The organism is Glutamicibacter sp. FR1, assembly GCF_047300825.1.
Classification (GTDB): domain Bacteria; phylum Actinomycetota; class Actinomycetes; order Actinomycetales; family Micrococcaceae; genus Glutamicibacter; species Glutamicibacter nicotianae.
The window spans coordinates 147,363-168,970 of record NZ_CP178602.1; the positions used below are offsets into that span (position 1 = coordinate 147,363).

The 21,608-nt window shown below is 64.9% G+C and carries 21 protein-coding genes and 2 pseudogenes; 7 read left to right on the forward strand and 16 right to left on the reverse strand.

Features of this window, described 5'->3' with window-relative positions; all coding sequences use genetic code 11:
• Window positions 1-15: 15 nt before the first annotated feature.
• Window positions 16-468: a pyrimidine dimer DNA glycosylase/endonuclease V gene (locus ACLQ8T_RS00750; RefSeq protein WP_204719948.1), complete on the forward strand. Its 453-nt coding sequence runs from the start codon at window positions 16-18 to the stop codon at window positions 466-468.
• Here the strand turns inward: ACLQ8T_RS00750 and ACLQ8T_RS00755 are convergent.
• The 9 genes and pseudogenes from ACLQ8T_RS00755 to ACLQ8T_RS00795 all read right to left on the reverse strand — a co-directional run bounded on the left by ACLQ8T_RS00755 (window position 465) and on the right by ACLQ8T_RS00795 (window position 6,889).
• Window positions 465-1,448: pseudogene (locus ACLQ8T_RS00755) on the reverse strand (diaminopimelate dehydrogenase). The gene ACLQ8T_RS00750 and the pseudogene ACLQ8T_RS00755 sit on opposite strands and share 4 nt — an antisense overlap.
• A 294-nt stretch (window positions 1,449-1,742) precedes the next feature.
• Complete coding sequence (locus tag ACLQ8T_RS00760; RefSeq protein ID WP_204719950.1) at window positions 1,743-1,904, reverse strand: hypothetical protein; 162 nt, start codon at window positions 1,902-1,904, stop codon at window positions 1,743-1,745.
• A gap of 35 nt (window positions 1,905-1,939) precedes the next feature.
• Window positions 1,940-2,218 carry a metal-sensitive transcriptional regulator gene (locus tag ACLQ8T_RS00765; protein WP_038993621.1) on the reverse strand — a complete coding sequence of 93 codons (279 nt, stop codon included), beginning with the start codon at window positions 2,216-2,218 and terminating at the stop codon, window positions 1,940-1,942.
• Between the two features lie 42 nt (window positions 2,219-2,260).
• Window positions 2,261-2,632: a thioredoxin gene (gene trxA, locus ACLQ8T_RS00770; protein WP_038993623.1), complete on the reverse strand. Its 372-nt coding sequence runs from the start codon at window positions 2,630-2,632 to the stop codon at window positions 2,261-2,263.
• Between the two features lie 25 nt (window positions 2,633-2,657).
• Window positions 2,658-3,545, reverse strand: a complete 888-nt coding sequence (locus ACLQ8T_RS00775; protein WP_204719952.1) for a TSUP family transporter — start codon at window positions 3,543-3,545, stop codon at window positions 2,658-2,660.
• A 9-nt stretch (window positions 3,546-3,554) separates the two neighbouring features.
• A complete protein-coding gene (locus tag ACLQ8T_RS00780; protein ID WP_413455377.1) occupies window positions 3,555-4,160 on the reverse strand; it encodes a rhodanese-like domain-containing protein in 606 nt (201 codons plus the stop codon).
• 32 nt (window positions 4,161-4,192) lie between these two features.
• Window positions 4,193-5,590 carry an MBL fold metallo-hydrolase gene (locus ACLQ8T_RS00785; protein WP_204719956.1) on the reverse strand — a complete coding sequence of 466 codons (1,398 nt, stop codon included), beginning with the start codon at window positions 5,588-5,590 and terminating at the stop codon, window positions 4,193-4,195.
• Between the two features lie 199 nt (window positions 5,591-5,789).
• Window positions 5,790-6,236: a hypothetical protein gene (locus tag ACLQ8T_RS00790; protein WP_204719958.1), complete on the reverse strand. Its 447-nt coding sequence runs from the start codon at window positions 6,234-6,236 to the stop codon at window positions 5,790-5,792.
• A 2-nt stretch (window positions 6,237-6,238) separates the two neighbouring features.
• The gene (locus tag ACLQ8T_RS00795) at window positions 6,239-6,889 is read right to left on the reverse strand and encodes an FCD domain-containing protein (protein ID WP_204719960.1); all 651 of its coding nucleotides are present in this window, start codon (window positions 6,887-6,889) and stop codon (window positions 6,239-6,241) included.
• A 130-nt stretch (window positions 6,890-7,019) separates the two neighbouring features.
• On the opposite strand from ACLQ8T_RS00795, the gene ACLQ8T_RS00800 reads away from it, so the two are divergent.
• Window positions 7,020-9,851: an FAD-binding and (Fe-S)-binding domain-containing protein gene (locus ACLQ8T_RS00800; RefSeq protein ID WP_413455378.1), complete on the forward strand. Its 2,832-nt coding sequence runs from the start codon at window positions 7,020-7,022 to the stop codon at window positions 9,849-9,851.
• A 123-nt stretch (window positions 9,852-9,974) separates the two neighbouring features.
• On the opposite strand, the gene ACLQ8T_RS00805 is transcribed toward ACLQ8T_RS00800, so the two are convergent.
• On the reverse strand, window positions 9,975-11,435 hold the full coding sequence (locus ACLQ8T_RS00805; RefSeq protein ID WP_413455379.1) for an HNH endonuclease: 1,461 nt from the start codon (window positions 11,433-11,435) through the stop codon (window positions 9,975-9,977).
• A gap of 357 nt (window positions 11,436-11,792) precedes the next feature.
• Here ACLQ8T_RS00805 and ACLQ8T_RS00810 point away from each other — a divergent pair, with 357 nt between their 5' ends.
• Window positions 11,793-13,274 (forward strand): amino acid permease, encoded by a 1,482-nt coding sequence (locus ACLQ8T_RS00810; RefSeq protein ID WP_413455380.1) that lies wholly within the window; start codon window positions 11,793-11,795, stop codon window positions 13,272-13,274.
• A gap of 21 nt (window positions 13,275-13,295) precedes the next feature.
• Here the strand turns inward: ACLQ8T_RS00810 and ACLQ8T_RS00815 are convergent, their stop codons facing one another.
• Window positions 13,296-13,538 carry a hypothetical protein gene (locus tag ACLQ8T_RS00815; protein ID WP_204719968.1) on the reverse strand — a complete coding sequence of 81 codons (243 nt, stop codon included), beginning with the start codon at window positions 13,536-13,538 and terminating at the stop codon, window positions 13,296-13,298.
• Between the two features lie 33 nt (window positions 13,539-13,571).
• Window positions 13,572-14,123 carry a hypothetical protein gene (locus ACLQ8T_RS00820; protein WP_204719970.1) on the reverse strand — a complete coding sequence of 184 codons (552 nt, stop codon included), beginning with the start codon at window positions 14,121-14,123 and terminating at the stop codon, window positions 13,572-13,574.
• A gap of 81 nt (window positions 14,124-14,204) precedes the next feature.
• Between ACLQ8T_RS00820 and ACLQ8T_RS00825 the strand changes: the two are divergent.
• Window positions 14,205-15,062, forward strand: a pseudogene (locus tag ACLQ8T_RS00825) (D-galactonate dehydratase family protein); the annotation flags it as partial.
• A gap of 12 nt (window positions 15,063-15,074) precedes the next feature.
• Window positions 15,075-15,605, forward strand: coding sequence for a gluconokinase (locus ACLQ8T_RS00830; protein ID WP_413455381.1), 531 nt, complete (start codon window positions 15,075-15,077; stop codon window positions 15,603-15,605).
• A 63-nt stretch (window positions 15,606-15,668) separates the two neighbouring features.
• Here the strand turns inward: ACLQ8T_RS00830 and ACLQ8T_RS00835 are convergent, their stop codons facing one another.
• Window positions 15,669-15,950, reverse strand: a complete 282-nt coding sequence (locus ACLQ8T_RS00835) for a hypothetical protein (RefSeq protein WP_413455382.1) — start codon at window positions 15,948-15,950, stop codon at window positions 15,669-15,671.
• Between the two features lie 313 nt (window positions 15,951-16,263).
• Here ACLQ8T_RS00835 and ACLQ8T_RS00840 point away from each other — a divergent pair, with 313 nt between their 5' ends.
• Window positions 16,264-17,934 carry a thiamine pyrophosphate-binding protein gene (locus tag ACLQ8T_RS00840; RefSeq protein WP_413455383.1) on the forward strand — a complete coding sequence of 557 codons (1,671 nt, stop codon included), beginning with the start codon at window positions 16,264-16,266 and terminating at the stop codon, window positions 17,932-17,934.
• Between the two features lie 73 nt (window positions 17,935-18,007).
• Entirely contained in the window at window positions 18,008-19,045 is a 1,038-nt protein-coding gene (locus ACLQ8T_RS00845) for an endonuclease/exonuclease/phosphatase family protein (protein WP_413455384.1), read from the forward strand.
• On the opposite strand, the gene ACLQ8T_RS00850 is transcribed toward ACLQ8T_RS00845, so the two are convergent.
• The 3 genes from ACLQ8T_RS00850 to ACLQ8T_RS00860 are packed head-to-tail and all read right to left on the reverse strand — an operon-like array spanning window position 19,042 to window position 21,530.
• Entirely contained in the window at window positions 19,042-20,034 is a 993-nt protein-coding gene (locus tag ACLQ8T_RS00850) for a D-arabinono-1,4-lactone oxidase (RefSeq protein ID WP_413455385.1), read from the reverse strand. The genes ACLQ8T_RS00845 and ACLQ8T_RS00850 overlap by 4 nt on opposite strands.
• Window positions 20,035-20,040: 6 nt before the next feature.
• On the reverse strand, window positions 20,041-20,343 hold the full coding sequence (locus ACLQ8T_RS00855) for an FAD-binding protein (protein WP_413455386.1): 303 nt from the start codon (window positions 20,341-20,343) through the stop codon (window positions 20,041-20,043).
• Entirely contained in the window at window positions 20,340-21,530 is a 1,191-nt protein-coding gene (locus ACLQ8T_RS00860; protein ID WP_413455387.1) for an alanine racemase, read from the reverse strand. The genes ACLQ8T_RS00855 and ACLQ8T_RS00860 overlap by 4 nt, the downstream gene beginning before the upstream one ends.
• Window positions 21,531-21,608: the final 78 nt, after the last annotated feature.

Below are 21,608 nucleotides of genomic sequence, written 5' to 3' on the forward strand. Positions count from 1 at the left end.
CACTAGTCTGGGCCCATGCGCCTCTGGTCCCTGCACCCTTCATTGCTCGACCCCAAAGGGCTCGTCGCCTGCTGGCGTGAAACCCTGCTGGCGCAGAAGACGCTGGCCGGCCAGACCAAGGGGTACACGGAGCACCCGCAGCTGCTGCGGTTCAAGGCGCAGCCCGCTCCGCTGGTGCATCTGGGCGGCTATCTTCAGGGCCTGCTAGACGAGGCCGATGCCCGGGGCTATAGCTTCGACGCCTCCAAGATCCTGCATCCGGCAGCACCCGCGCAGCTGCAGAAGATCCCGGTCACCGGCGGGCAGGTGCGCTTCGAGCGCGAACACCTGCTGCGCAAGCTGACCGTCCGGGATCCTGCGCGCATCGCCCGCCTGGAACCAGCCGGCCAGCTGGCCCTGCATCCGCTGTTCGTGCAGGTCCCGGGACCGGTGGAGTCCTGGGAGAAGGACCCGCTGGCCGCTTCCTAGAGCAGTTCCGCGCGCAGCTGGGCCGCCGACTTCGGCGAGAGCAGCCCCGGGGCCACATCGTAGACGGTCTGCGCGCCGGTGATCCCGGCCTGGTTCATGCGGTGCACGGCGCGGGCGTAGGCCACCAGCACGCTGAAAGTGAACTCGGGGTTCGAACCCAGCGCCAGCGAGTACTCGATGACCTGCTTCTGCGCATCGCTGGTGTTGCCCGAGCGGATCACGAACCCGCCGTGCGGCATCGCCGAATGCTCGGCCGCCAGGGTCTGCTGGTCGATGAATTCAACCGTGGTGTCGTACTGGTCGAAGTAGTGCTCCATGGTGACGATCGCTTCGCGCACCGCCTCGGCATCCGCACCGTCCGCGAGCACCACGAAGCATTCGCGCTGGTGCTTTTCTCGGGTGCCCAGGGTCGGGCGCTCGCCGTCCCGCACGCGGTCGATCGCTTCCTGGCTGGGGATCGTGTACTGCACGCCGGCGGCGACACCCGGCACGCGGCGCACAGCATCCGAATGGCCCTGGCTCAGGCCCCGGCCCCAGAAGGTGTAGGTCTCCCCGTCGGGCAGCAGCGCCTCGCCGTACACGCGGTTGATCGAGAACATGCCGGGATCCCATCCCGCGGAAATCAGCGTGGTCTTGCCGGCGGCCTTCGCCGGGGCGTCCACGGTTTCGAAGTACTCGGGGATGCGCGCGTGGGTGTCGAAGCTGTCCACCGTGTTGTACAGCGCCGCGTACTTCGGGCCCTGCTCCGGCAGGTCCGACTTCGAACCGCCACACAGGATGAGCACGTCGATCTGGTCGGTGTGCTGCTGAAGCTCGGTGATGGCGAAACGCGGCGCCGGGCTGGCCAGCTGCAGGTCCTGCGGGTCGCGTCGGGTCTAGACGCCGACCAGCTCCATGTCCGGGTTCTTCGCGATCGCGGCCTGCATGCCGCGGCCGAGGTTGCCGTAGCCGGCAATGCCAATACGGATTTTAGAGGTCATGATGATGGGATTCCTTTGGGGTCAGCCGGAGCGCGGTGCCGGATGCCTCGCTGACCCGCGGAGCATCCGATCTGCAGCACGCGCATGGTCATTACCTCGGATTATTCCAAAGAACGCTGGCGCAGGGTAACTGCGACCTGTCTATGTCGCCTGGGTATCCTGAACGGGCAGGCAACTGCCACGGCTCATCGTTGCCACAATGGTTGGCTTATCGGGACCATTGTGTGAACAACGCGAGCTGCTGCGGCCCCCGCGCAGGCATCTGTGGTGGATGGGCGGGGGCGAAGGCAGGTTCTAGCGGCCGAACAGGCGGCTGAAGAAGCCGGTTTTCGGCTCGTTATCGTGGCCCTGGCAGCGGTCGCGGGCGGGAACGCCGCGCATGACCGAATCAACGTGCTGGCCGCACCCGGCCCATGTGGTCTTGCCGCATTTCTTGCAGGAAACCTGTCGGCACATCGGGTGCCTCCTTTTCTGGCGTGATAGCCGTAGATCTATGAAAGTGAAAGGAAGAGCTTTTCCAGCTCCTCGATGGTCAAGCCGTCTTCGGCTTCGGCGGTCTGCTCCGGATCAACCAGGCAGTGCTGCATGGCCGAGGAAACGATGGCGAATCCTGCGCGGTCCAGCGCGGTGGATACGGCGGAAAGCTGGGTCACCACATCGCGGCATTTGCCGTCGCCCTCCACCGAGTTGATGACAGCATCAAGCTGGCCGCGGGCCCGCTTCAGGCGGTTCAGGATTCGCTTGCGTGTGGCTTCATCCGCATTGCGCATGATGTGCTCCATTTCGAAAAGACCGTGGGGCGGACCCCGGGGTTATGGCTCGGACGTCTGAGCGGCGGCCAGTTCGGCGTGCACGGCGTCCATGTCCAAGTTCTTCAGCGAGACGACCAATTCTTCCAGGCCTCGGGAATCCAGTGCGCCGGGCTGGGAGTAAACCAGCACGCCGTCCTTGAATGCCATCAGCGTCGGGATGGAAGTGATCTGGGCGGCGGCCGCCAAGTCCTGCTGCGTCTCGGTGTTGACCTTGCCGAAGACCACGTCCTCGTGCAGGCCGGCCGCGGTGTCGAAGACGGGCGCGAAGTTGCGGCACGGGCCGCACCAGGCTGCCCAGAAGTCGACCAGCAGCATCTGGGAGGACTTGACGGTTTCAGCGAAGTTCGTCTCGGTCAATTCTAGCGGTTTCATGGGTATTCCTATGGGTAGATGCGAGCTAGCCCGCAGTCGGGGCCGGGCCAGCGTGGGCTTTGCGCCAGGGACAGATGGCGGCCACTGCCGGGACCTTGGTGCACAGCACCCAGGCAACGGCGACGACCGTGGCGGCACTGGCAAGGACGAGTCCTGCCGGATTCGGCAGTTCCTGGGACAGGACGAAGATGCCCATGGCCAGGACGAAATAGCCGAATCCCCGGCGCAGCTTCTGCTCCGGAACCCGGGCGGTCAGCCGTGCCCCGACCAGCGAGCCGATGATCGCCGCCGCGGTAATGGACAGCGCCAACGGCCAGTTGACCGAAGTGGAATTCAGGTGCCCCAGCATTCCGGAGGCCGAATTCAGCGAGATGACCAGCAAGGACGTGCCGACCGCGTGCTTCATCTGCACCCCTGCCAGCAGCACCAGGGCCGGAACGATGAGGAATCCGCCGCCGGCCCCCACCAATCCGGTAACCATGCCGACTGCCAGTCCGACGGGAATGTACAGCAGCAGCGACCGCCCCTTGGCCGCGGCATCGTTGTCCTTCTTCCGTCCGCGGATCATGTTCCGTGCGCTGGCCATCATGATGATGGCGAAGGCCGCCATCAGAACGCCACCGGGAATGGCGGCGCTGGCCAGGCCGCCGAGCAGCGCGCCGCTCATGCTCGAAGCGGCGAAGACCAGGCCTGCGGCCCAGCGGACATTGCGGGCCCGCGCATGCGGCAGCAGGCTGGCCAGCGAGGTCGCGCCCACCACGAACAGCGACGTGGTGATGGCCTCTTTGGCTTCCATGCCCGCCACATAAGTGAGCAGTGGAACCATCAGGATGGAACCGCCGCCACCGAGTAGGCCCAGGGCAAGGCCGACGACGACTGACAGGGCCAGGACCAGTATCAAAAATGGTTCCACTGCCCGCGCCTACTTGCCGTGCGGGTTCAGCTGCTGCCCGGCATTGGGGATCTGCGCCAGCGGGGTGGCCTTGCCATTGGTGCTTGCCTTGTTCCACGGCATCTTGGACAGCACGCTGGCCATGGCGCAGGAGTTGCTGGCCGCGGAGTAGACCAGGCCCGCTCCGATGCCCGCGGACAAGTAGCCGAGCTTGGGGCTGGCCAGCTTGGAGCCGATGAAGCCCAGCAGCACCAGCGAGCCTGCGGTCATGCGAACCTGGCGGTCCATGGCCCAGCGCTGGGTGCCGCGCACCACCTCGCCGCCGGACTTCTCCCAGGCGGAGATGCCGCCATCCAGCACGCTGCCGGATTCGATCTGGAGGTCGGCCAGCTTCTGCTGCGCCTGCCCTGCGCGGGTGCCGGACTGGCAGACCAGCACGATCTGCTTGGCCAGCTTGCGGGTCACGTCGTGGGCGTGTTCCGCTACCAGGTCCAGCGGCAGGTTGTACGAGCCGGGGATGTGCACGGATTCGAATTCCGCGGGGGTGCGCACATCCAGGACTGCGACGGCCGAATCCTCGGCGGCCAGCAGGTTCTTCAGGGTCGCGGGGTCCATGACGTTGATGGGGGTGCTCATATTTCGGGTGCTTCCTTGGGGTTCGGGATGGGTCAGGCGTTGGTCTTGGCCATGGCGGCGGTCCAGCCGGCATAGCTTCCGGCCAGCTCGATTACGTCGTAGCCGGCATCGCGCAGGGCGCTGGCGACGATCGAGTTGCGCAGTCCGCTCTGGCAGTAGGTGACGATCTTTCCGTCGGCCGGCAGTTCGTCGAGGGACCACAGGGCGCGCCCGCCCGAGATGTGCTTGGCGTTCGGGATGGCGCCGGCAGCGAACTCGCTGCGGTTGCGCACATCCAGCAGCAGTGCGTGCTCGAAGTGCTCCAGCTCGGCCGGGGCCACGCTTGGCGGGGTGAAGGCCGGCAGCCCCTCGAGGCTGGTCGCGTAGCCGGACACCGCGTCGATGCCCACGCGCATCAGGTGATCGCGCATCTGCTGCGCGGCTTGGAGGTCCTCGGCGAACAGGATCAGCTGGCGGTCATCGGCTTCCGGGTCGAAGGCCCAAGCTCCGAAGTTCGCCATCTTGGCGATGGCGGGGATGGCCAGCGCGCCGGCGACGGTGCCCTCGGCCACTGCCAGGTGTCCGCGGGTGTCGACGAAGACCGCGTCATTCGAGGCAGTCTGCTCGATGATCTGCTCCGCCGTGAACTCGACGAGCTCGGGCAGGGGGCCGAGCACCTTGGCGCCATCGCGGTTCTGGCGCTTCATGCGGGCGAAGTAGGCGTGGGCGTCGGGCTGGCCGTCGAGCAGCTCGGCGATGAAGCCTGCCTCGTCGTTGCTCGCCAGGTAGCTGCCCCACCAGGCGAAGTTGCGTTCGTAGCCCACGGTGGTGGAGGGCACGGCGCCCAGCGCCTTGCCGCAGGCGCTGCCCGAACCGTGGCCCGGGTAGACCTGGATGTGGTCAGGCAGCTGCAGGAAGACGTTCTTCAGCGAGGCGAAGAGCTGCTTGGCCCCGGCGAAGCGGGTGTCCACGCCGCCGGCCGCCTCGTCCAGCAGGTCCGGGCGGCCCAGGTCGCCGGCGAAGATGAAGTCGCCGGAGAGCATGTAGCCGGGCTGGTCGCTGAAGGCGCCGTCGGTGATGAGGAACGAGAGGTGCTCCGGGGTGTGGCCCGGGGTGTGGCGCGCGGTCACGGTGATGTTTCCCAGGGCGATGGTGTCCTTGTCCATCAGGCGTTCGGCCTCGAAGCCATACTGCCAGTCGGCGCCGCCCTCGCCCGAGACGTAGGTGGCCGCTCCGGTGGCGGCGGCCAGTTCGCGGGTGCCGGAGAGGTAGTCGGCGTGGATGTGCGTTTCGGTCACCGCAACAATGCGCATCCCGTGCTTGGCGGCCAGCGCCAGGTACCCGGAGATGTCGCGGCGGGCATCGATGACGATTGCTTCGCCCTTGGCTTGGCAGCCGATGAAGTAGCTGGCCTGTGCCAGGTCTTCGTCGTAGAAGCGTTCCAGAAGCATGGTGCATCCTTTCTGTGGGGTGTTGAATTAACCATAGGACATACCCCAGGGGGTATGTCAAAAATAGGGGTGGGGGTATGCGTGAATGTGCGTCGAATGACTGTGCTGATATTGGTGGAAGCGGATGGGGCCATCCGCAGGATTCCCGCGTCAGGTTGCGGTATTCAGCGCGAAGCGTCCTTGCAGGGCAGGCGGGGTGTTACAGCCTCGGAAAGGTGCGCATCCACCGGTCGAGCTGTTCCAGCTGCACCGGATCCAAGGTGGCAAGAAGCTGCAGATTTCCGTCCTCGCCGGGATGCAGAATGCCCGCATGGCCTTCGGGGACGCCAGCCAGCGCCTCGCCTGCCGCGGAATCCGCCGGAGCGCTCGCCGGGGTGGAGATGAAGAGCAGTGCGGGCGAGCCGTTCCAGGTTTCATGCACCGACAGCGTGCCCTCGGTGAAGCGCAGGGTTTCTTCAAGTTCCAGCCAGCCGGTCAGCCCGCACGTAGTCAGGTCGATGCCCGGTTTGGGAGTGGTCTTCCTCCATCCGGCTGCGAGCGTGTGGGCCGAGAACTTCACTGCGCCCAATTGCAGATCAGGGATCCGCGACATGAGCGAGTCGATCTGATCGAAGCTGAACTGCGGCTTCCGGCCGAACAGTCCCATGCCTACAGGCTCTCCAAATGCTCGGCCAGCTTGTTGCTGGCGGTGTGCAGGTGTTCTTCCAGCACCTTCGCCGCGGCGGCCGCCTGGCCTTGGGAGATTAGCTGCAGCAGCCGTGCGTGCTCGGCGGCAATGTCTTTGGTGGACAGCAGCGTGGCATCCTGCACGTGGGTCATGCACAGGCGGATCTCGTCGGTCAGCTGCGCGTAGATTGCGCTGGTGCGCCGCGAGCCGAGCGCCTGGACCAGAGCGGAATGGAAGCGGATGTCGGGATCGATAATGTCGATCGGCGAGGCGCCGACCAGTTCGGTGATTTCCGCATTGGCTTCATGCGCCTCGGATGGGACTTCGCGTTGGGCGGCCAGCAGGCGCACGGCCTCTGCTTCGATGATGGCGCGGGTGCGGTAGATATCGAGCGCATCGCGCGCGGAGAGCAGCGTGACCCTTGCGGTCTGGTGCACATTGCGGGTCAGCAGGCCGCTTGCGACAAGGTTCTCCAGTGCGGCCTTGGCGGTTGGACGGGCAACTTCGTATTGCGCGGCGACATCGATCTCGGCCAGCGGGGTGCCGGGTGCCAGTTCGCCGCTGAAAATACGGGCGCGCAGGGACCGGATGACCGCCTGGACTACGGAAACGACACCTAAACGGGCTGCCACAAGGGTCCTTTCGAGCCGCGGAAAATATGCCTAACAAGTATCCCATGAATGGTACTACTATGAAATGTGTACTTGTAAGACAATTTTCGTATTCGGCAAGCGCCGCTTGCCAACTGCACAGGAGCGCACCATGGCATTGAGCACGCCAGCACTCGGAGAAACGACGGTTTCATCCGGAATCCTCAACTTGGTCGGCGACCAGGACCGCGTCAAGACCCGTTCCATCGATCGCGTCGCCTATGCCTCGGATGCCTCGCACTACCTGTACACCCCGCAAGCTGTCGTGCTGGCCAAGGACGCTGCGGAAGTCTCCGCGCTGCTTGCGGCGGCCGCGCGGAACAACCAGCCGGTCACCCTGCGCTCCGGCGGCACCTCATTGGCCGGACAGGCCAGCGGCGACGGCCTGATGATCGACGTGCGCCGCAACTTCCGCGGCATTACCGTGCTCGATAACGGAGCGCGCGTGCGCGTGCAGCCCGGCGCCACCGTCCGCCAGGTCAACGCGCGTCTGGCCGTCTATGGCAGCAAGCTCGGGCCGGATCCGGCCAGCGAGGCAGCCTGCACCATCGGCGGCGTGATCGCGAACAACTCCTCGGGCATGGCCTGCGGAACAGAGCTCAACACCTACCGCACCCTGGAATCCATGACGTTCGTCCTGCCTTCGGGCACCATGATCGATACCGCGGATCCCGAGGCCGACCGCAAGCTGGCCGCCGCCGAGCCGCAGCTGGTCGCCACTCTGGACAAGCTGGTCAAGCGCGTGCGCAGCAACCCTGCATCGGTTGCCAAGATTCAGAAGCACTTCGGGCTGAAAAACACCATGGGCTACGGCATTAACGCCTTCCTGGACTACGACACCCCGGCCGAGCTGCTGGCCCACCTGATCATCGGGTCCGAGGGCACCCTGGCCTTCGTCGCGGAGGCGGTGTTCCGCACCGTGCCGATCCGCAAGCTGGCCATCGCCACCCTGGCGGTCTTCGACAACCTGGATCTGGCCACCCGCGCACTGCCCGAACTCGTGGATTCCGGCGCAGCTACGCTGGAGCTGATGGACTCCACCTCGCTGCGCGTGGGCCAGTCGCTGCCCGGCGTGCCCGATGCCATCATGGGCTTCGAGGTCGACCAGCAGGCCGCCTTGCTGGTCGAATACCATGCGGACTCAGAAGCGGAGCTGGCAGGGCTGCGCTCAGCCGGCCAGTCGCTGCTCGATGCCTCCGCATTGCGCGCCCCGGCGCTCCTTTCCCCGGATGCCAAGAACCGCCAGGCCGCCTGGAAGTTCCGCAAGGGCCTGTACGCATCGGTGGCCGGCGCCCGCGCCACCGGTACCACCGCGCTGCTCGAAGACGTCGTCGTCCCGGTCGAGACCTTGGCTGAAACCTGCGGCAGCCTGCAGGAGCTGTTCACCGAGTACGGCTACGAGGATTCGGTGATCTTCGGCCACGCCAAGGATGGCAACATCCACTTCATGCTGACCGACCGCTTCGAAGGCGATACGGCGCTGAACCGCTACAACTCCTTCAACGACAAGATGGTCCAGCTGATCCTGGATAAGGACGGCAACCTCAAGGCGGAGCACGGTACCGGTCGCGCCATGGCGCCATTCGTCCGCGCGCAGTACGGCGATGAGCTCTACGAGGTGCACCTGGAACTCAAGGCAGCCTGCGATCCGCGCCTGATGATGAACCCCGGTGTGATCATCGACGAGGACCATGCCGCGCACATCCGCAATATCAAGCTCAACGAGACCATCGAGGTCGAGGCCGACCATTGCGTGGAATGCGGCTACTGCGAGCCGGTCTGCCCGTCCAAGGACCTGACCTTGACCCCGCGCCAGCGTATCGTCGTGCGCCGCGCCATCGCCAAGGCCGAAGCCGAGGGCAACACTGAGCTGGCTGCCGAGCTTGAGCGCGACTACGAGTACAACGGCGTCCAGACCTGCGCCGTGGACGGCATGTGCGTCACCGCCTGCCCGGTCGGCATCAACACCGGCCTGCTGGTCAAGCGCCTGCGCCGCGAAGACGCGCACCCTGTGCTGGAAGCCGGCTTCAAGGCCGCGGCCAAGGGCTGGGGCGGGGCCACCCGGGCTGGTTCGCTGGCCCTGAGCGTCGCCGACAAGTTCCCGACGACGCTGGTCCGCGGCGTTACCGATGTTGCCCGCAAGGTGGTCAGCACCGACGTCATGCCGCGCTACGACGCTGAACTGCCTGCCGGCGGCAAGGCTCGCAAGCCGATGGCCGGGAACCTGGGGGCCGCGGGCACTGAGCCGCTGGCCATCTACCTGCCTGCCTGCGTGAACTCGATGTTCGGCCCGGCCGGCGACGGTGAAGGTGTTGCATCGTCGTTCACCCGGCTGCTGCACGCCGCCGGAGTCTCGGTTTATGTCCCCGAGGGCATCGAATCCACCTGCTGCGGCACCCCATGGACTTCCAAGGGCTACGCGCAGGGCCATGAAATCATGGGCCAGCGCGTGCTGGAAGAAGTCCGCGCCGCCATGCCTGGCAAGAATCTGCCCATCATCTCGGACGCCTCCAGCTGCACCGAAGGCTTTGCGCATACCCTGGCCGAGCATGGCTATGACGTGGTTGACCTGCTGGCATTCACTTCGCAGCACCTGCTGGACAAGTTGCCAGAGCTGCAGAAGATCGCCTCGGTCACCTTGCACCCGACCTGCTCGTCCACGCAGATGGGCCTGAACCCGGATATGCAGAAGATTGCCGAGGCTGTGGCAGATACCGTGAATACGCCGGTGAACTGGGGCTGTTGCGGTTATGCCGGCGACCGCGGCATGCTGCATCCAGAGCTGACCGAGTCGGCTACCGCTCGCGAGGCAGCTGAGGTCCGTGAACTGGATGCGCAGGAACACGCTTCATGCAACCGCACCTGCGAACTGGGCATGACCCGGGCGACTGGCAAGGAATACCGGCACATCGTTGAACTGCTGGCAGAAGCCGCCGGCAAGTAGAGCCCGGAACCAAGCCGCCTGGGAGGCAACTTCCAGGCGGCTTCGCCATATCCTGCTGCCCGAAGCCAGCGGCTTCAACCGGATTGCGAGCCAAGAGAGTGCGCAGTAGTTGCTTGCCGCCTATCAGGCGGCAATACATTCGGGGTCATCAGGCGGCCTCAGCCGTTCTTTGAGTTTTTGCAGCCAGGTGCCGTCGCGCATCAGTTGCGGGAATGGCTTGTGCGCGTACCCGGTGGCTGGTGGTGCGGTGGATTTGTAGGACATGGCCGAGCCGGGGCAAATCGTGATGCTGTGCCCGTTGCCGTAGGTGGTGTACTCGTACCATCCGGCGGCTTGCTTGGCCTTGTTGCAGGCCGCGCAGCGGCCATCGCCGTTGGACACGGTGGTTTTGCCGCCGCGGGCATATTGCTTGACGTGGTCTATTTCTTCCACGGTGCCGTCGCAGAACGGGGTTCGGCAGTGCCGGTCGCGTACTGCGATGAACTTCTTGAGCTTCTCCGGGAAAAGCCGCGCCTTGGAGTCCATGGAAATGAGTTCCTGGTCGCCCGGCGCGGTGTAGAAGCGGGCGAGTTCGGTGCGCACTTCGATTTGCTCGATGTTTTCGCGGGTGACTTTCGCTTCCATCTGCTCGAAGGTCAGGTCATTGGGGATCTGGTGCCCGCCGATCCATTCACGCACGCTCTGGGCAGGGATGTAGCCGTAGCCTTCCAATAGCGCTGGTTCGCGTTCGCCGGCGAACAGGGCGCGGTCGGTCATGATCACCCCGATGTTCAGGGCGACGGGCATTTTGGAGGGTTCGCCGATCATCATGTAGCTGAAGAGCAGGTCGGCGCGGATCTGGGTGCGGGTGCGCGGGTCGCCTTTCTTGCGCAAGGTCTTGGATTCCTCGTCCAGGTAGCGCTTGAGGCACATGCCGGGCAGCAGGGGGTATTCGCCGCGGATCTTGATGCAGCCGCGTTGCTGGTCGATTTCCAGGGTGAGGTTGCGGTCTTCTTCGACGGTTTTCTGCTTGATGGATTCCTGATCAGAGGTGTAGGCAAGGACGAACTTGCGCACGGTTTGAGTGATTTGGCGGGTGCCCATGGAGTCGAACATGTCGGGGTTCTGGGCGTAGTACTCGTCGAATTCGGTGCGGCGCTGGGCTCTGAGGTCCTGGAGCGGGGTCAGGATGGCTTGGGCTTGCGCTTCGGTGAATTCTCCGCGGGAGCAGGCGGCGGCCAGGTGAGGGGTGTCTTCGAAGAGGATGCGGCAGTTGACCAGGTAGTTGCGCATGCCGTGCGGGGATTGCTTGCGGGCCAGGGCGACGCAGGCGGCGGCGCCACGGGTCTGGTCATCCATGTGGACGCCGCGTTCCTCGTGGTCGCGCACGAAGTCCTTCTCGATCTGGTGAGAGAGGCAGGCCTGCCGGTAGCGGATATAGGAGGCTAGTGCTTCGAGGCCTTCGATGGCGTGGGCGCATTCGGCTTTGGTGCCGTGTTCTTCTAGCTGGACGAGGTCGTCGTTCAACTGCTCCAGATGCAGGTCGAAGGCATCTGGGGGTGCTAGTGGGGTCTGGCCGTTTCCGTGCGCCTTTGCTTCGGACATGTTCTAATTATACTTCTCTTATTCGAATGTGTCTTCTAGTTCTATGGAAAACCTGGGTGGTTTTCGATGTACACAGGGAGGGTTGGGGTGCCTGCGGAGCTGGTGGCGTGCGGCGATTCGTGCATAATTATGCACTCCAGATAATGAATTCCATCTCAGTGCACGCGTTCCGTCTAGATCGCGAATTCAGTTAAACCCCAAGAAGGGGCGGCAATTGGCGAGAAATTGGTGGATTCTGGAAAAGCTGGGCCCGATCCGTCCGTGACATGATATTCCAGTTCAGAACTTCCACGCGCAGCGTCCGTCCGCATCCAAGGCCGGGGCGAGGCGGCAAGACCACCCCATTGAGGATCCGCGATGAATCGCAAACCATCCGTGAGCGCCGGCCCGGCGACTATGCTGGGCGCGCAGCTGCGCCGCCGCAAGTCGATCACGAATATGATCGCCGAGGCAGAAACCAATGCAGGAGCAGGCCAACTGCGCCGCACCCTGGGCATGTGGCAGCTGACCATGATCAGCGTCGGCGCCACCATGGGCACCGGAATCCTGGTGATCCTTGGCGATACCGTGCCGATCGCCGGTCCGGCCATCTGGATCTCGTTCGTGATCGCCGGCATCACCGCGCTGCTTTCGGCGATGTCCTACGCCGAAATGGCCGGCATGGTCCCGGTATCCGGCTCCAGCTACTCCTATTCTTATGCGACCATGGGCGAGGGCATCGCCTGGATCTGCGGCTGGTGCCTGGTGCTCGAATACGCCGTGTCCGTGGCCGCGGTGGCCGTCGGCGCGGGCCAGTACGTGAACGAGACGCTGCGCGCCTTCGGCATGGAGCTGCCTGCGGCGCTGGCCGGCGGCCCGGCCGAGGGCGGGGTGGTGAACCTGCCGGCGCTGATCGTCGTCGTGCTGGCCACCGTGCTGCTGGTGCGCGGGGCGCGCGAATCGGCCATCGTGAACTCGATCGTCGTGGCCATCAAGGCAGGCATCCTGATCTTCTTCTCGGTCGTCGCCTTCAGCGCCTTCAACGCGGGCAACTTCGAGCCGCTGCTGCCGATGGGCGCGGCCGGCGTGACCGCGGCGGCATCGAGCGTGTTCTTCTCCTATATCGGCTTCGACGCCGCCTCGACAGCCGGCGAGGAAGCGAAGAACCCGAAGCGCGATCTGCCCTGGGCCATCATGCTCTCGATGCTGATCGTGACCATCACCTACGTGCTGGTGGCAGTTTCGGCGATCGGCGCGCGCGAATGGAACTGGTTCGAAGGTGCCCAGGCGCCGCTGGTGCAGATCGTCGGCGACCTGACCGGCCAGCCGATCTTCGTGCTGGCCTTCGCCGTGGCCGCCGTGCTGGCCATCGCCTCGGTGGTGCTGACCGTGCTCTACGGGCAGACCCGCATCCTGCTGGCCATGTCGCGCGACGGGCTGGTGCCGCCGGTGTTCGGCAAGGTGTCGAACCGCACCGGCACCCCGGTCGCCGGCACCTGGATCACCGGCATCCTGGTGGCGATCACCGCCGGGTTCATCCCGCTGGGCGCGCTGGCCGACGCCACCAGCATCGGCACGCTGTTCGCCTTCGCGCTGGTCGGCGCCTCGGTGATCTATCTGCGCCGCAAGCAGCCGCAGGCCCCGCGGACGTTCAAGCTGCCGCTGTATCCGGTCACCCCGATCCTGGGCATCTTCGCCTGCCTGTTCCTGATGAGCCAGCTGGGCTGGCACACCTGGCTGGTGTTCATCATCTGGATGATCGTCGGCGTGGCGCTCTACCTGGGCTACGGACGGCGCCGTTCGCGCCTGGGGCAGCTCAGTGCGCAGGACTATGCGGCCAGCCACGCAAACGCGCGGTAGCCGCACAGCACGCTTCATTACCTAGTAGCTGAGCCCGAAACCGTACTCGAACAGCGCGCCGTCGGCGGTTTGCGCATAGCCAGGCAAGTCGCTGAACTGCTCGGTGATCGACTCGCGGGTGCCGGCCAGCGCGAACGGCATGCGTCCCTGCGGGGCGAACTTGCCCGCGAGGCTATCCATCAGCGCGGTGTCGGACATGCCGAAGCTGGCGACGATGGCGCCTGCATCGCGCAGGCCGCTGGCCTCGTCCATGACGAATGGCATCGGAAGTATACGTGCAGCACGACCTTGCTCGAGTCATTGACCTCGCTCATGACCTGCTTGATGGTATCCAGCGAGGGGCCGATCTCCCAGGACTCGGACGGCCATCCCGGAGAAGTCCAGGATGCTCGATTCCCATGGCAGCGAGCCGCCGAAGCGCAGGCCGTCTTCGGTGGATTCGTCCGCGTCGAACGGGCTCTTGCCGTCCAGGCCTTCCACGCCGTCCATGGTGATCGAGCTGATGCGCTCCGGGTTCATTCCGGATTCCGGGTCATCGGACTTGTAGGAGCTAGTGTTCTTGTTGTTCACCGACACCGAGATCAGCGCGTAGTCGCTGCCCTCGGCGCTCGGGCGTTGCGCAGGGTCCTCGGTGTTGCCGTTGGTGACGCCGTAGATGTAGCTGGCCAGGGTTTCCTCGGTGAAGTCACCCAGGATGTAGACATCCGAGTTCTCCTTCAGCGGCAGCACCTTGCCGCCATCGGCAGTTTCCTTGTTCTGCAGCAGCACCGCGGACTTGCGCTGCAGGTCCAGGCCTACCTCTCGGTGCTCTGCGCTGCCGACGATTCCGCCGGCCGCTTCGGCATCCACATAGGGATTCTCGAACAGGCCCATCTGGAGCATCGGGGTGGTCAGCCGCGTGGCCGCCAGATCGACGCGGCGACGCGCGCGGGCACCGACATCCCGCAGCTGTTCGACTCGATCCGCGAGCACCTGGAACTGGGCTACAAGTCCATCCGCGTGCAGACCGCGGTGCCGGGCATCAAGGCTGTCTACAGCGTAGCCGCCCAGGCCCAGTCCTCCGGCGAACGCTACGACTACGAGCCGGCCGGCCGCGGCACCTACCCGCAGGAAGAGGACTGGGACACCCGCGCCTACCTGCGCCACCTGCCGACAGTGTTCGAAGCGGTGCGCAACGAATTCGGCCCGGAGATCCCGCTGCTGCACGACGGCCACCACCGCATGACCCCGCTGCAGGCTGCCAAGCTGGGCAAGTCGCTGGAACCCTACGACCTGTTCTGGCTCGAGGACTGCACCCCGGCCGAGAACCAGGACGCCCTGCGCCTGGTGCGCGAGCACACCACCATCCCGCTGGCCATCGGCGAGATCTTCAATGCCATCTGGGACTTCCAGACCCTGATCAAGGACCAGCTGATCGACTACGTGCGCGCGGCTTCCACCCACTTCGGCGGCATCGTGCCGCTGAAGAAGGTCATGGACTACGCAGCCCAGTACCAGATCAAGTCCGGCTTCCACGGCCCGACCGACATCTCCCCGGTGGGCTTCGCCGCCCAGCTGCACGTGGGCCTGGCCATCCACAACTATGGCATCCAGGAGTACATGCAGCACTCGGACGCCACCAACACCGTCTTCGAGCAGTCGATGACCTTCAAGGACGGCTACCTGCACCCAGGCGACAAGCCTGGCCTGGGCGTCGAGTTCAACGAGGAAGCCGCGCTGTCCTACCCGTACCAGCAGGTCTACCTGCCGGACAACCGCCTGGTTGACGGCACGGTGCACGACTGGTGAGCGGAGGCGATCATGGACAAGCCGCTGTCGGCGCCATCGGGCACCTGGGCCGGACGCATCGTGGTCATGGGGGTCTCCGGCTGCGGCAAATCCACCGTGGGCGAGCTGCTGGGTCAGCGGATCGCCTCGGAGTTCCTCGACGGGGATTCCCTGCATCCGCAGGCGAATATCGCGAAGATGTCTGCCGGCATCCCGCTGGATGATGCAGACCGCGAACCGCGGCTCGGCGACATCGACAAGCGGCTGGGAGCCGAGGATGGCAAGCCGCTGACCATTGCGTGCTGTGCGCTCAAGCGCAAGTACCGCGACCAGATCAGGGCGCAGGCGCCGGATACGGTGTTCATCCATTTGAACGGCAGCTTCGAGCTGCTGTCCCAGCGCATAGCCGAGCGCACCGGGCACTTCGTGCCGGTGGACCTGCTGAAATCGCAGTTCGAGACGCTTGACGAGCCGCAGGCTGACGAGCGCGGCGTGGTGCTGGATATTTCGGCCTCGCTTCAGCAGCTGGTCAACGACGCCGCCGATTGGCTGGGCAACGCTTAGCCGGTTGGCGCGAAGCTGAGGGAAGATCCGGGTTGCCCGTATCTTCCCCCAGCTTTTTTGCGCCTAGATGCCGCCAGCTTCGGCCGGCTGGTTGCGGATCAGGGAGCGCTCGGCCACCAGGGTGCTGATGAGCAGCAGGGCCGCGGCGGCAAGCCAGGGAACATAAGGCAGGGAGTGCTCGGGCGGCAGGCTCGAGAGCAGCCAGCGGGCGGCCAGGAACGCGGCCGATACCAGTACCAGCGACACGGCGAAGGCGATGCCCCGGTGCTTGCGGTCCACGCCCTGCCATGCGGGGACTTTGCCGCCGGCCGGTGCGCCAGTGGTGATCCCGAAGAACTTCAGCATGCGTTCCCTCTCGATAAGGTTCGATTGTTGCCTTATAAGGTACAAGTCAACTATGAGTTATCTTGATCTTATCGAGAATGTAGTTTGCTGTACATGGTACTTTTGGAGGAGTTTAGCCTCCCTGGCTTTCCGGATCGCGGTCACCGGCTCCTAGCGCCGAGCAGGATCCCTGCCTTATCATCAGTGAGTCAGGAACACGGCTCCAGCTGGTTCCGGCGCTCTCAAAAGGGGCGATACCCGTTGCGGTGAAGCAACCGGTAACGGCAGACATATATGGAATTTCTTCAGCACGATTTCTTGAAAAGAGTCCATAATGTCTAGCGTTTCAGCTGCCATTGCCCATGCCCTCAAGCCTCTGGCCCCGCGAATTTTCGGATTGATGGGCAACGGCAATGCCCACTTCCTCGATGCCGCTGTGCGTGCAGGCTTCGACTACACCGCAGTGCGCCATGAGTCGGCCGCGGTTTCGGCCGCCGACGCGTACTTCCGCATCTCCAACAAGCTGGCCATCGCCTCCACCACCTACGGTGCTGGCTACACCAACACCACCACTGCCCTGGCCGAGGCCGCCGCGGCGCGGACCCCGCTGCTGTTCGTCACCGGCGACGCGCCGACGTCGGGCCTGCGCGGCTGGGACGTGGACCAGCCCGCGATCGATGCCGCGGTGCGGGCGCCCCGCTACGTCGTCGACCGCAACACCCCGGGTGCCACCGCCCTTGAGGCGGCGGCCCATGCGCTGCGCGAGCAGCTGCCGGTGGTCCTGGCCATTCCCTACGACCTGGCAGCGCTGGATTCCCTCGAAGAGCAGCTTCCCGATTTCGCCTCCCTGCGCAGCACCCCGCCGGCGCCGCAGCTGAACTCCACCCAGCTGGAGCAGATCGCTGCCAAGCTCAACGCCTCGCAGCGCACCCACATCCTCTATGGCCGCGGCGCAATTGATGCCGCCGAGCAGGTCCAGGCGCTGGCTCAGAAGCTGGGGGCCACCACCTCGGGCACGCTGCTGGCCCGCGACCTGCTGGACTACGCGTTCGACCTGGGCATCACCGGAGGGTTCTCCACGGAGGCCAACGCCGCGATCATCGCGCAGGCAGATACCGTACTGGTGCTCGGCGCCTCGCTGAACCAGTTCACCATGCGCTTTGGCGAGCTGGTGGCGGACGATGCCACGCTGATCCAGATCGATCTGGGATGCGCGGCCACCAATCCGCGCGTCGACTACTTCGCCACCGGCGATGCGGCCCTGGCTGCCGCGGACCTGCTCGGTGCCGTGGAGCAAGCCGATGACGCATGGCGCGCAGGCCTTGACCTGTCCGAGCTGCGCAGCCGCCCCGCCGGCGACGACCAGGCCTCCGACGGGCAGCTGGATCCGCGCCGCGTCGCCAGCGAGCTGCAGGGCATCCTGCCGGCCAACCGCGTGCTGGTGCAGGATGGCGGGCACTTCATCGGCTGGGGTCCGATGTACTGGTCGACTTCCGGTGCGCGCTCCCTGGCCTGTGTGGGAACCGCCTACCAGTCCATCGGCCTGGGCATCGCCTCCATGGTGGGTGCGGCCCCGGCGGCGGAAGGCCGCACGGTCGTGCTGGCCGCCGGAGATGGCGGATTCCTGATGGGCCTGGCAGACCTCGAATCGATCGTGCGCACCGTGGAAAGCGGCGTCATCGTCATCTACAACGACTCCGCCTATGGTGCGGAAATCCACCAGTACGGATCCGTCGGCCTGCACGAAGATCCGATGCTGATCCCTACCGTGGATTTTGCCGGCATTGCCAACTCCATGGGAGCGACCGGAATCCGCGTTGGCACGCTGGAAGACCTCGCCGCCGTGCAGCAGTGGGTTGATGGAGGCGCCCGCGGCGTATGCCTGGTGGACGCCCGGGTATCCACGCATGTGCGTGCCCCGTATATGGAAGAAGTCCTTTCCGCGAACAAGAAGGTCGCTGCGGCTGCGGCATTACAATCCGGTAAAGGTGCTGGAAAGCGGTAGCTGAACGTCGTAGGGTGGATGGGTGCGCAAGTTATTAGTCGGAACAGCGAGCCTGGGTTTAGGGGCATTACTGATGCTCCCCGCAACCGGCGCACTTGCCGCACCCACCGGACCCGGCGACCCAGCAGGCGCCAATGCCGCGCAGCTTTCGGAGACCTCGCTGCGCGTGGCAACCATCCAGGCAAATCTCACCGGCGAAACCCCCGAAGAGCTGCCTGCGGCCCTGATGCGCGGAACCGACCGGCAGGCAGCCCAAGTTGCGGACAAGATCAGCAGCGCCAACGCGGACGTGGTGGTGCTGACGTATATGGACGCCACCCAGGAGGCAGTTGACGCGCTCAATGAGAACTATCTGAACAATCTGGGCGACGACCGCGCCGACGTGGACTACGGGTATTCCTATCTGGCGGTGGGCTCCAAAGGCCTGCAAAGCGGCGCCGATCTGAACGCCGACGGCGTGGTCGGCAGCGCCGAGGACGCATGGGGCCAAGCCGCATTCGCCGAACAGGGCTCGATCGTCGTGCTGTCGAAGTACCCGATCGCCCAAGAACAGGTCACCACCGTTTCCCAGCTCAAGTGGCAAGACGTTGCCAACGACATGCTGCACCACACCGACTTATCCGGCGTGCTGGCAGCGTCCATCCCCGTGATGAGCACCGGCCTATGGGACATTCCCATCCAGTACCGTGGCGAGCCGGTGCATATCCTGGCGACGCAAACCCAGCCGGATGCGCAGGATAAGGAATTCGCCAAGGCACGCCAGATGGACGAGCTGAAGGTCATCGACGGCTATCTCTCCGGCGAGAACTATGTTCGCACCGACGAGGGCGAACACGCAGAAGGCGTGGGCGAGGACCGCTTTGTCATCGCCGGTGCACTGGGTCTGCAAGATGGCTCCGCTGATCGCGTTGACCCTTTCCTCAAGGAACTCAAGCACGCGAACGCTGTCAATGATTCGGGCAGCTACCTGGTGCCGAGCGAAACCTGGCAGGTATTGGGCCAGGGCCGCATCAAGGAGAACCAGCCGAGCACTTCCCAGACGTTGCCGGGAACAGTCCCCGACTTCGCGAAGGAATCAAGCCCGCTGATCTGGGCCGACATCCAATTCTAGGCGCCGAGCAAGCTGCGCAGGTACGGATTGAGGAATCTGCCCTCCGGATCGGCAGCCTGGTGAACCCGCGTGAAATCGCTGAACTTCGGGTAGAGCTGAGCCAATTCCCCAGCCTGAAGCGTATGCTCCTTGCCCCAGTGCGGCCGGCCGCCCAGGGAGCGGAAGATCTCTTCCATGGCTGCAAAGTATCCCGGAGCCTGATCGCGAATGTAGCGGTGCACGGCAATATATGCAGTTTGCCGGCCGCTGGCAGTTCCCAGCCAGGTGGAATCCTCGGCCGCGGTGCGCACCTCGACAGGGAAGAAGACCCCGGTTCCCGAACGCTTGAAGTACGCCCGCACCCTGGCGAAAGCCTCATCGAAGTTGGCCAGCGGGAGCGCATATTCCATTTCGGTGAAACGCACCCGCCGCGCACTGGTGAACACTTCGTTCCACGGTGCGATGCGGCTGCTTTCGGGCAACGCTGCGCACGCCACCTTGGCCAAGGCCGGCGTGGTCTTCGGCAGCGCCGCGCTCACCGAGCTGAGCAGCTGCAGTGCGCCATTGGAGACAACTTCATCATTCAGCCAGCGGGCTGCCGCTGGCGGCTGCTCGGCCGGGACTTGGCCGTCGAGGCGGGTATTGATCTTCACCTGGGCCTTGCCGGTGCCCGGAAACCAGAAGAATTCCAGATGGTCTTCTTCCCGTGCGCGCTCGACGAAGCTTTCGGCGATCAGCCCGATGGGTTCGATGATTTCCTCCGCACGCATCATGTAGTGCGGGACGCAGCGCAGCCGCACGTGGGTGAGCACCCCCAGCGCTCCCAGGCCAAGCCGGGAGGCCTCGAATAGTTCGGTGTTCTCCTGAGAGTTGGCGCGCAGGTGGCTGCCATCGGCCAGCATGAGCTGCACCCCGGTGACCGTTCCGCTGAATCCGCTGAACCGCAGGCCGGTGCCGTGGGTGCCGGTGCTGATGGCTCCGGCTACAGATTGCTTGTCGATATCGCCCATATTCTCCTACGCGAGATTGAAGGGCTTGAGCAGTGCGGGGATCTGCCATAGCCGGGTCCCGGCGCGGAAGGTCACCTCGTGGGTGAGGGCGTCGACTTCCTCGATTCCCTGGAAGCCATCCAGGTTCAGCAAGATGCCCTCGGTATCCGCCAGCGGAGTGAAGGAATGGCCTGCGCCGACGGTGCGCACCGGCTGCTCCAGATCGGCGGCCTGTTCCAGGACCTGCGCCAATTCCGCAATGCTGCGCGGGGAGCGGATGGCTGCCGGGTGCGCGACGACGGTGCGCGCGAAGTTCTTGAAGGTGCTCACAGGAATGCTTTGCCTTCCCCGCGGTAGGTGGGCCACTGCTCGATGATCTTGCCCTTGGAATACACCGCAACCTTATTAACCCGTTCCGCAGGTTCGCCGGCCTTGGCATGGCGCAGCCAGACCGTTTCGCCAATGGCGATGCGATGTGCGCTGGGGCCGGTGAGCGGGGTCTGCACCTCGCCGGCTCCTTCCATGGACAGATAGCGCAGCTTCTTGGGGTGCTCGATTCTTGGCAGCCGGTCCTTGCCGGCTGGACCCGATGCGGTCCAACCGCCGCCGAGGATGGTGACCGTTCGCTCATCGGGACGGCGGACCACGGGAAAGCCCAGATACAGGGCAGGGGTGGGTCGGAATGCACGATAGGAATCGAACAGCGCGGGCGCGAACAGCCCTGAACCCGCGGCAATCTCGGTGATAGCGGGTTCTTGGACAGTGCTTTCCACCGAACCTGTGCCGCCGGCATTCACGAAACGCAGCTCGCCCAGCTCCCGGACTAATTCCACGGTTTCGGCCCGGCGCTCGGCCAGTTCGGCGGCGCTGGCTTGGCGCAGCTTGCGCGCGATCAGCGCCTTGGGGCTGAACCCTCCATCGGGAACCGAAGCGATCTGGGATTCGTAGCCCATCAACCCGTCCAGGATGAAGTTGCGGCGACGGTGCACCTCGGCGGCCAGCGCCGCGACCTGTTCCGGCCGGCTCAGCGGCGAACGCGCGGCACCGATGCGGATATTGCCGCTGGGGTAATAGGCGGCATCCAGTTCCAAGGCGACCTTCAGCGGCGGGTGACCCGGCGCGATTCTGTCGATCAGGTCCAGTTGCTCTTCGGTATCCACCATGAGGGTGACAGCTTCGCAGGCCTGCTCGATGGCCGCCCACCGGCTGATCGCTTCGGCATCCGTTTGCGGGTACGCAACCACCAGGTCCTTCAAACCGTGGCTTGCCAGCCATAATGCTTCGGCCAACGTGAAGCAGAGAACGCCGCGGAAGCCTGGCTCGTCGAGCGCCCGCTCCAACGCCTTGCGTAGACGCAGGGACTTGGAAGCGATGCGGATCGGCACGCCGCCGGCCCGTTCGCGTAGGGCGATCACGTTGGAATCGAAGGCATCGAGATCGAGCAAAGCGACCGGGTGCTCCGAGATCCCGACGCTTTTCAAGGCACGGTTATACCGTTTGGCCTGAGCGTTCTTCATAAGCCAACTCTTTCACCAGCTTCGGGGCGTTTCAAGGAATTTTTCAAGACGCTTGTGTGAAGGCAGAGCGTTCAAGGC

Coding starts and splice junctions, on each gene's coding strand:
- ACLQ8T_RS00785 (WP_204719956.1), bottom strand. CDS start 5,590: ATGCTTCTGGAACGCTTCTACGACGAAGACCTGGCACAGGCCAGCTAC.
- ACLQ8T_RS00835 (WP_413455382.1), bottom strand. CDS start 15,950: ATGCTGAAGTTCTTCGGGATCACCACTGGCGCACCGGCCGGCGGCAAA.
- ACLQ8T_RS00810 (WP_413455380.1), top strand. CDS start 11,793: ATGAATCGCAAACCATCCGTGAGCGCCGGCCCGGCGACTATGCTGGGC.
- ACLQ8T_RS00805 (WP_413455379.1), bottom strand. CDS start 11,435: ATGTCCGAAGCAAAGGCGCACGGAAACGGCCAGACCCCACTAGCACCC.
- ACLQ8T_RS00780 (WP_413455377.1), bottom strand. CDS start 4,160: ATGAGCACCCCCATCAACGTCATGGACCCCGCGACCCTGAAGAACCTG.
- ACLQ8T_RS00830 (WP_413455381.1), top strand. CDS start 15,075: ATGGACAAGCCGCTGTCGGCGCCATCGGGCACCTGGGCCGGACGCATC.
- ACLQ8T_RS00850 (WP_413455385.1), bottom strand. CDS start 20,034: ATGGGCGATATCGACAAGCAATCTGTAGCCGGAGCCATCAGCACCGGC.
- ACLQ8T_RS00800 (WP_413455378.1), top strand. CDS start 7,020: ATGGCATTGAGCACGCCAGCACTCGGAGAAACGACGGTTTCATCCGGA.
- trxA (WP_038993623.1), bottom strand. CDS start 2,632: ATGAAACCGCTAGAATTGACCGAGACGAACTTCGCTGAAACCGTCAAG.
- ACLQ8T_RS00860 (WP_413455387.1), bottom strand. CDS start 21,530: ATGAAGAACGCTCAGGCCAAACGGTATAACCGTGCCTTGAAAAGCGTC.
- ACLQ8T_RS00765 (WP_038993621.1), bottom strand. CDS start 2,218: ATGCGCAATGCGGATGAAGCCACACGCAAGCGAATCCTGAACCGCCTG.
- ACLQ8T_RS00815 (WP_204719968.1), bottom strand. CDS start 13,538: ATGCCATTCGTCATGGACGAGGCCAGCGGCCTGCGCGATGCAGGCGCC.
- ACLQ8T_RS00760 (WP_204719950.1), bottom strand. CDS start 1,904: ATGTGCCGACAGGTTTCCTGCAAGAAATGCGGCAAGACCACATGGGCC.
- ACLQ8T_RS00750 (WP_204719948.1), top strand. CDS start 16: ATGCGCCTCTGGTCCCTGCACCCTTCATTGCTCGACCCCAAAGGGCTC.
- ACLQ8T_RS00790 (WP_204719958.1), bottom strand. CDS start 6,236: ATGGGACTGTTCGGCCGGAAGCCGCAGTTCAGCTTCGATCAGATCGAC.
- ACLQ8T_RS00840 (WP_413455383.1), top strand. CDS start 16,264: ATGTCTAGCGTTTCAGCTGCCATTGCCCATGCCCTCAAGCCTCTGGCC.
- ACLQ8T_RS00845 (WP_413455384.1), top strand. CDS start 18,008: ATGCTCCCCGCAACCGGCGCACTTGCCGCACCCACCGGACCCGGCGAC.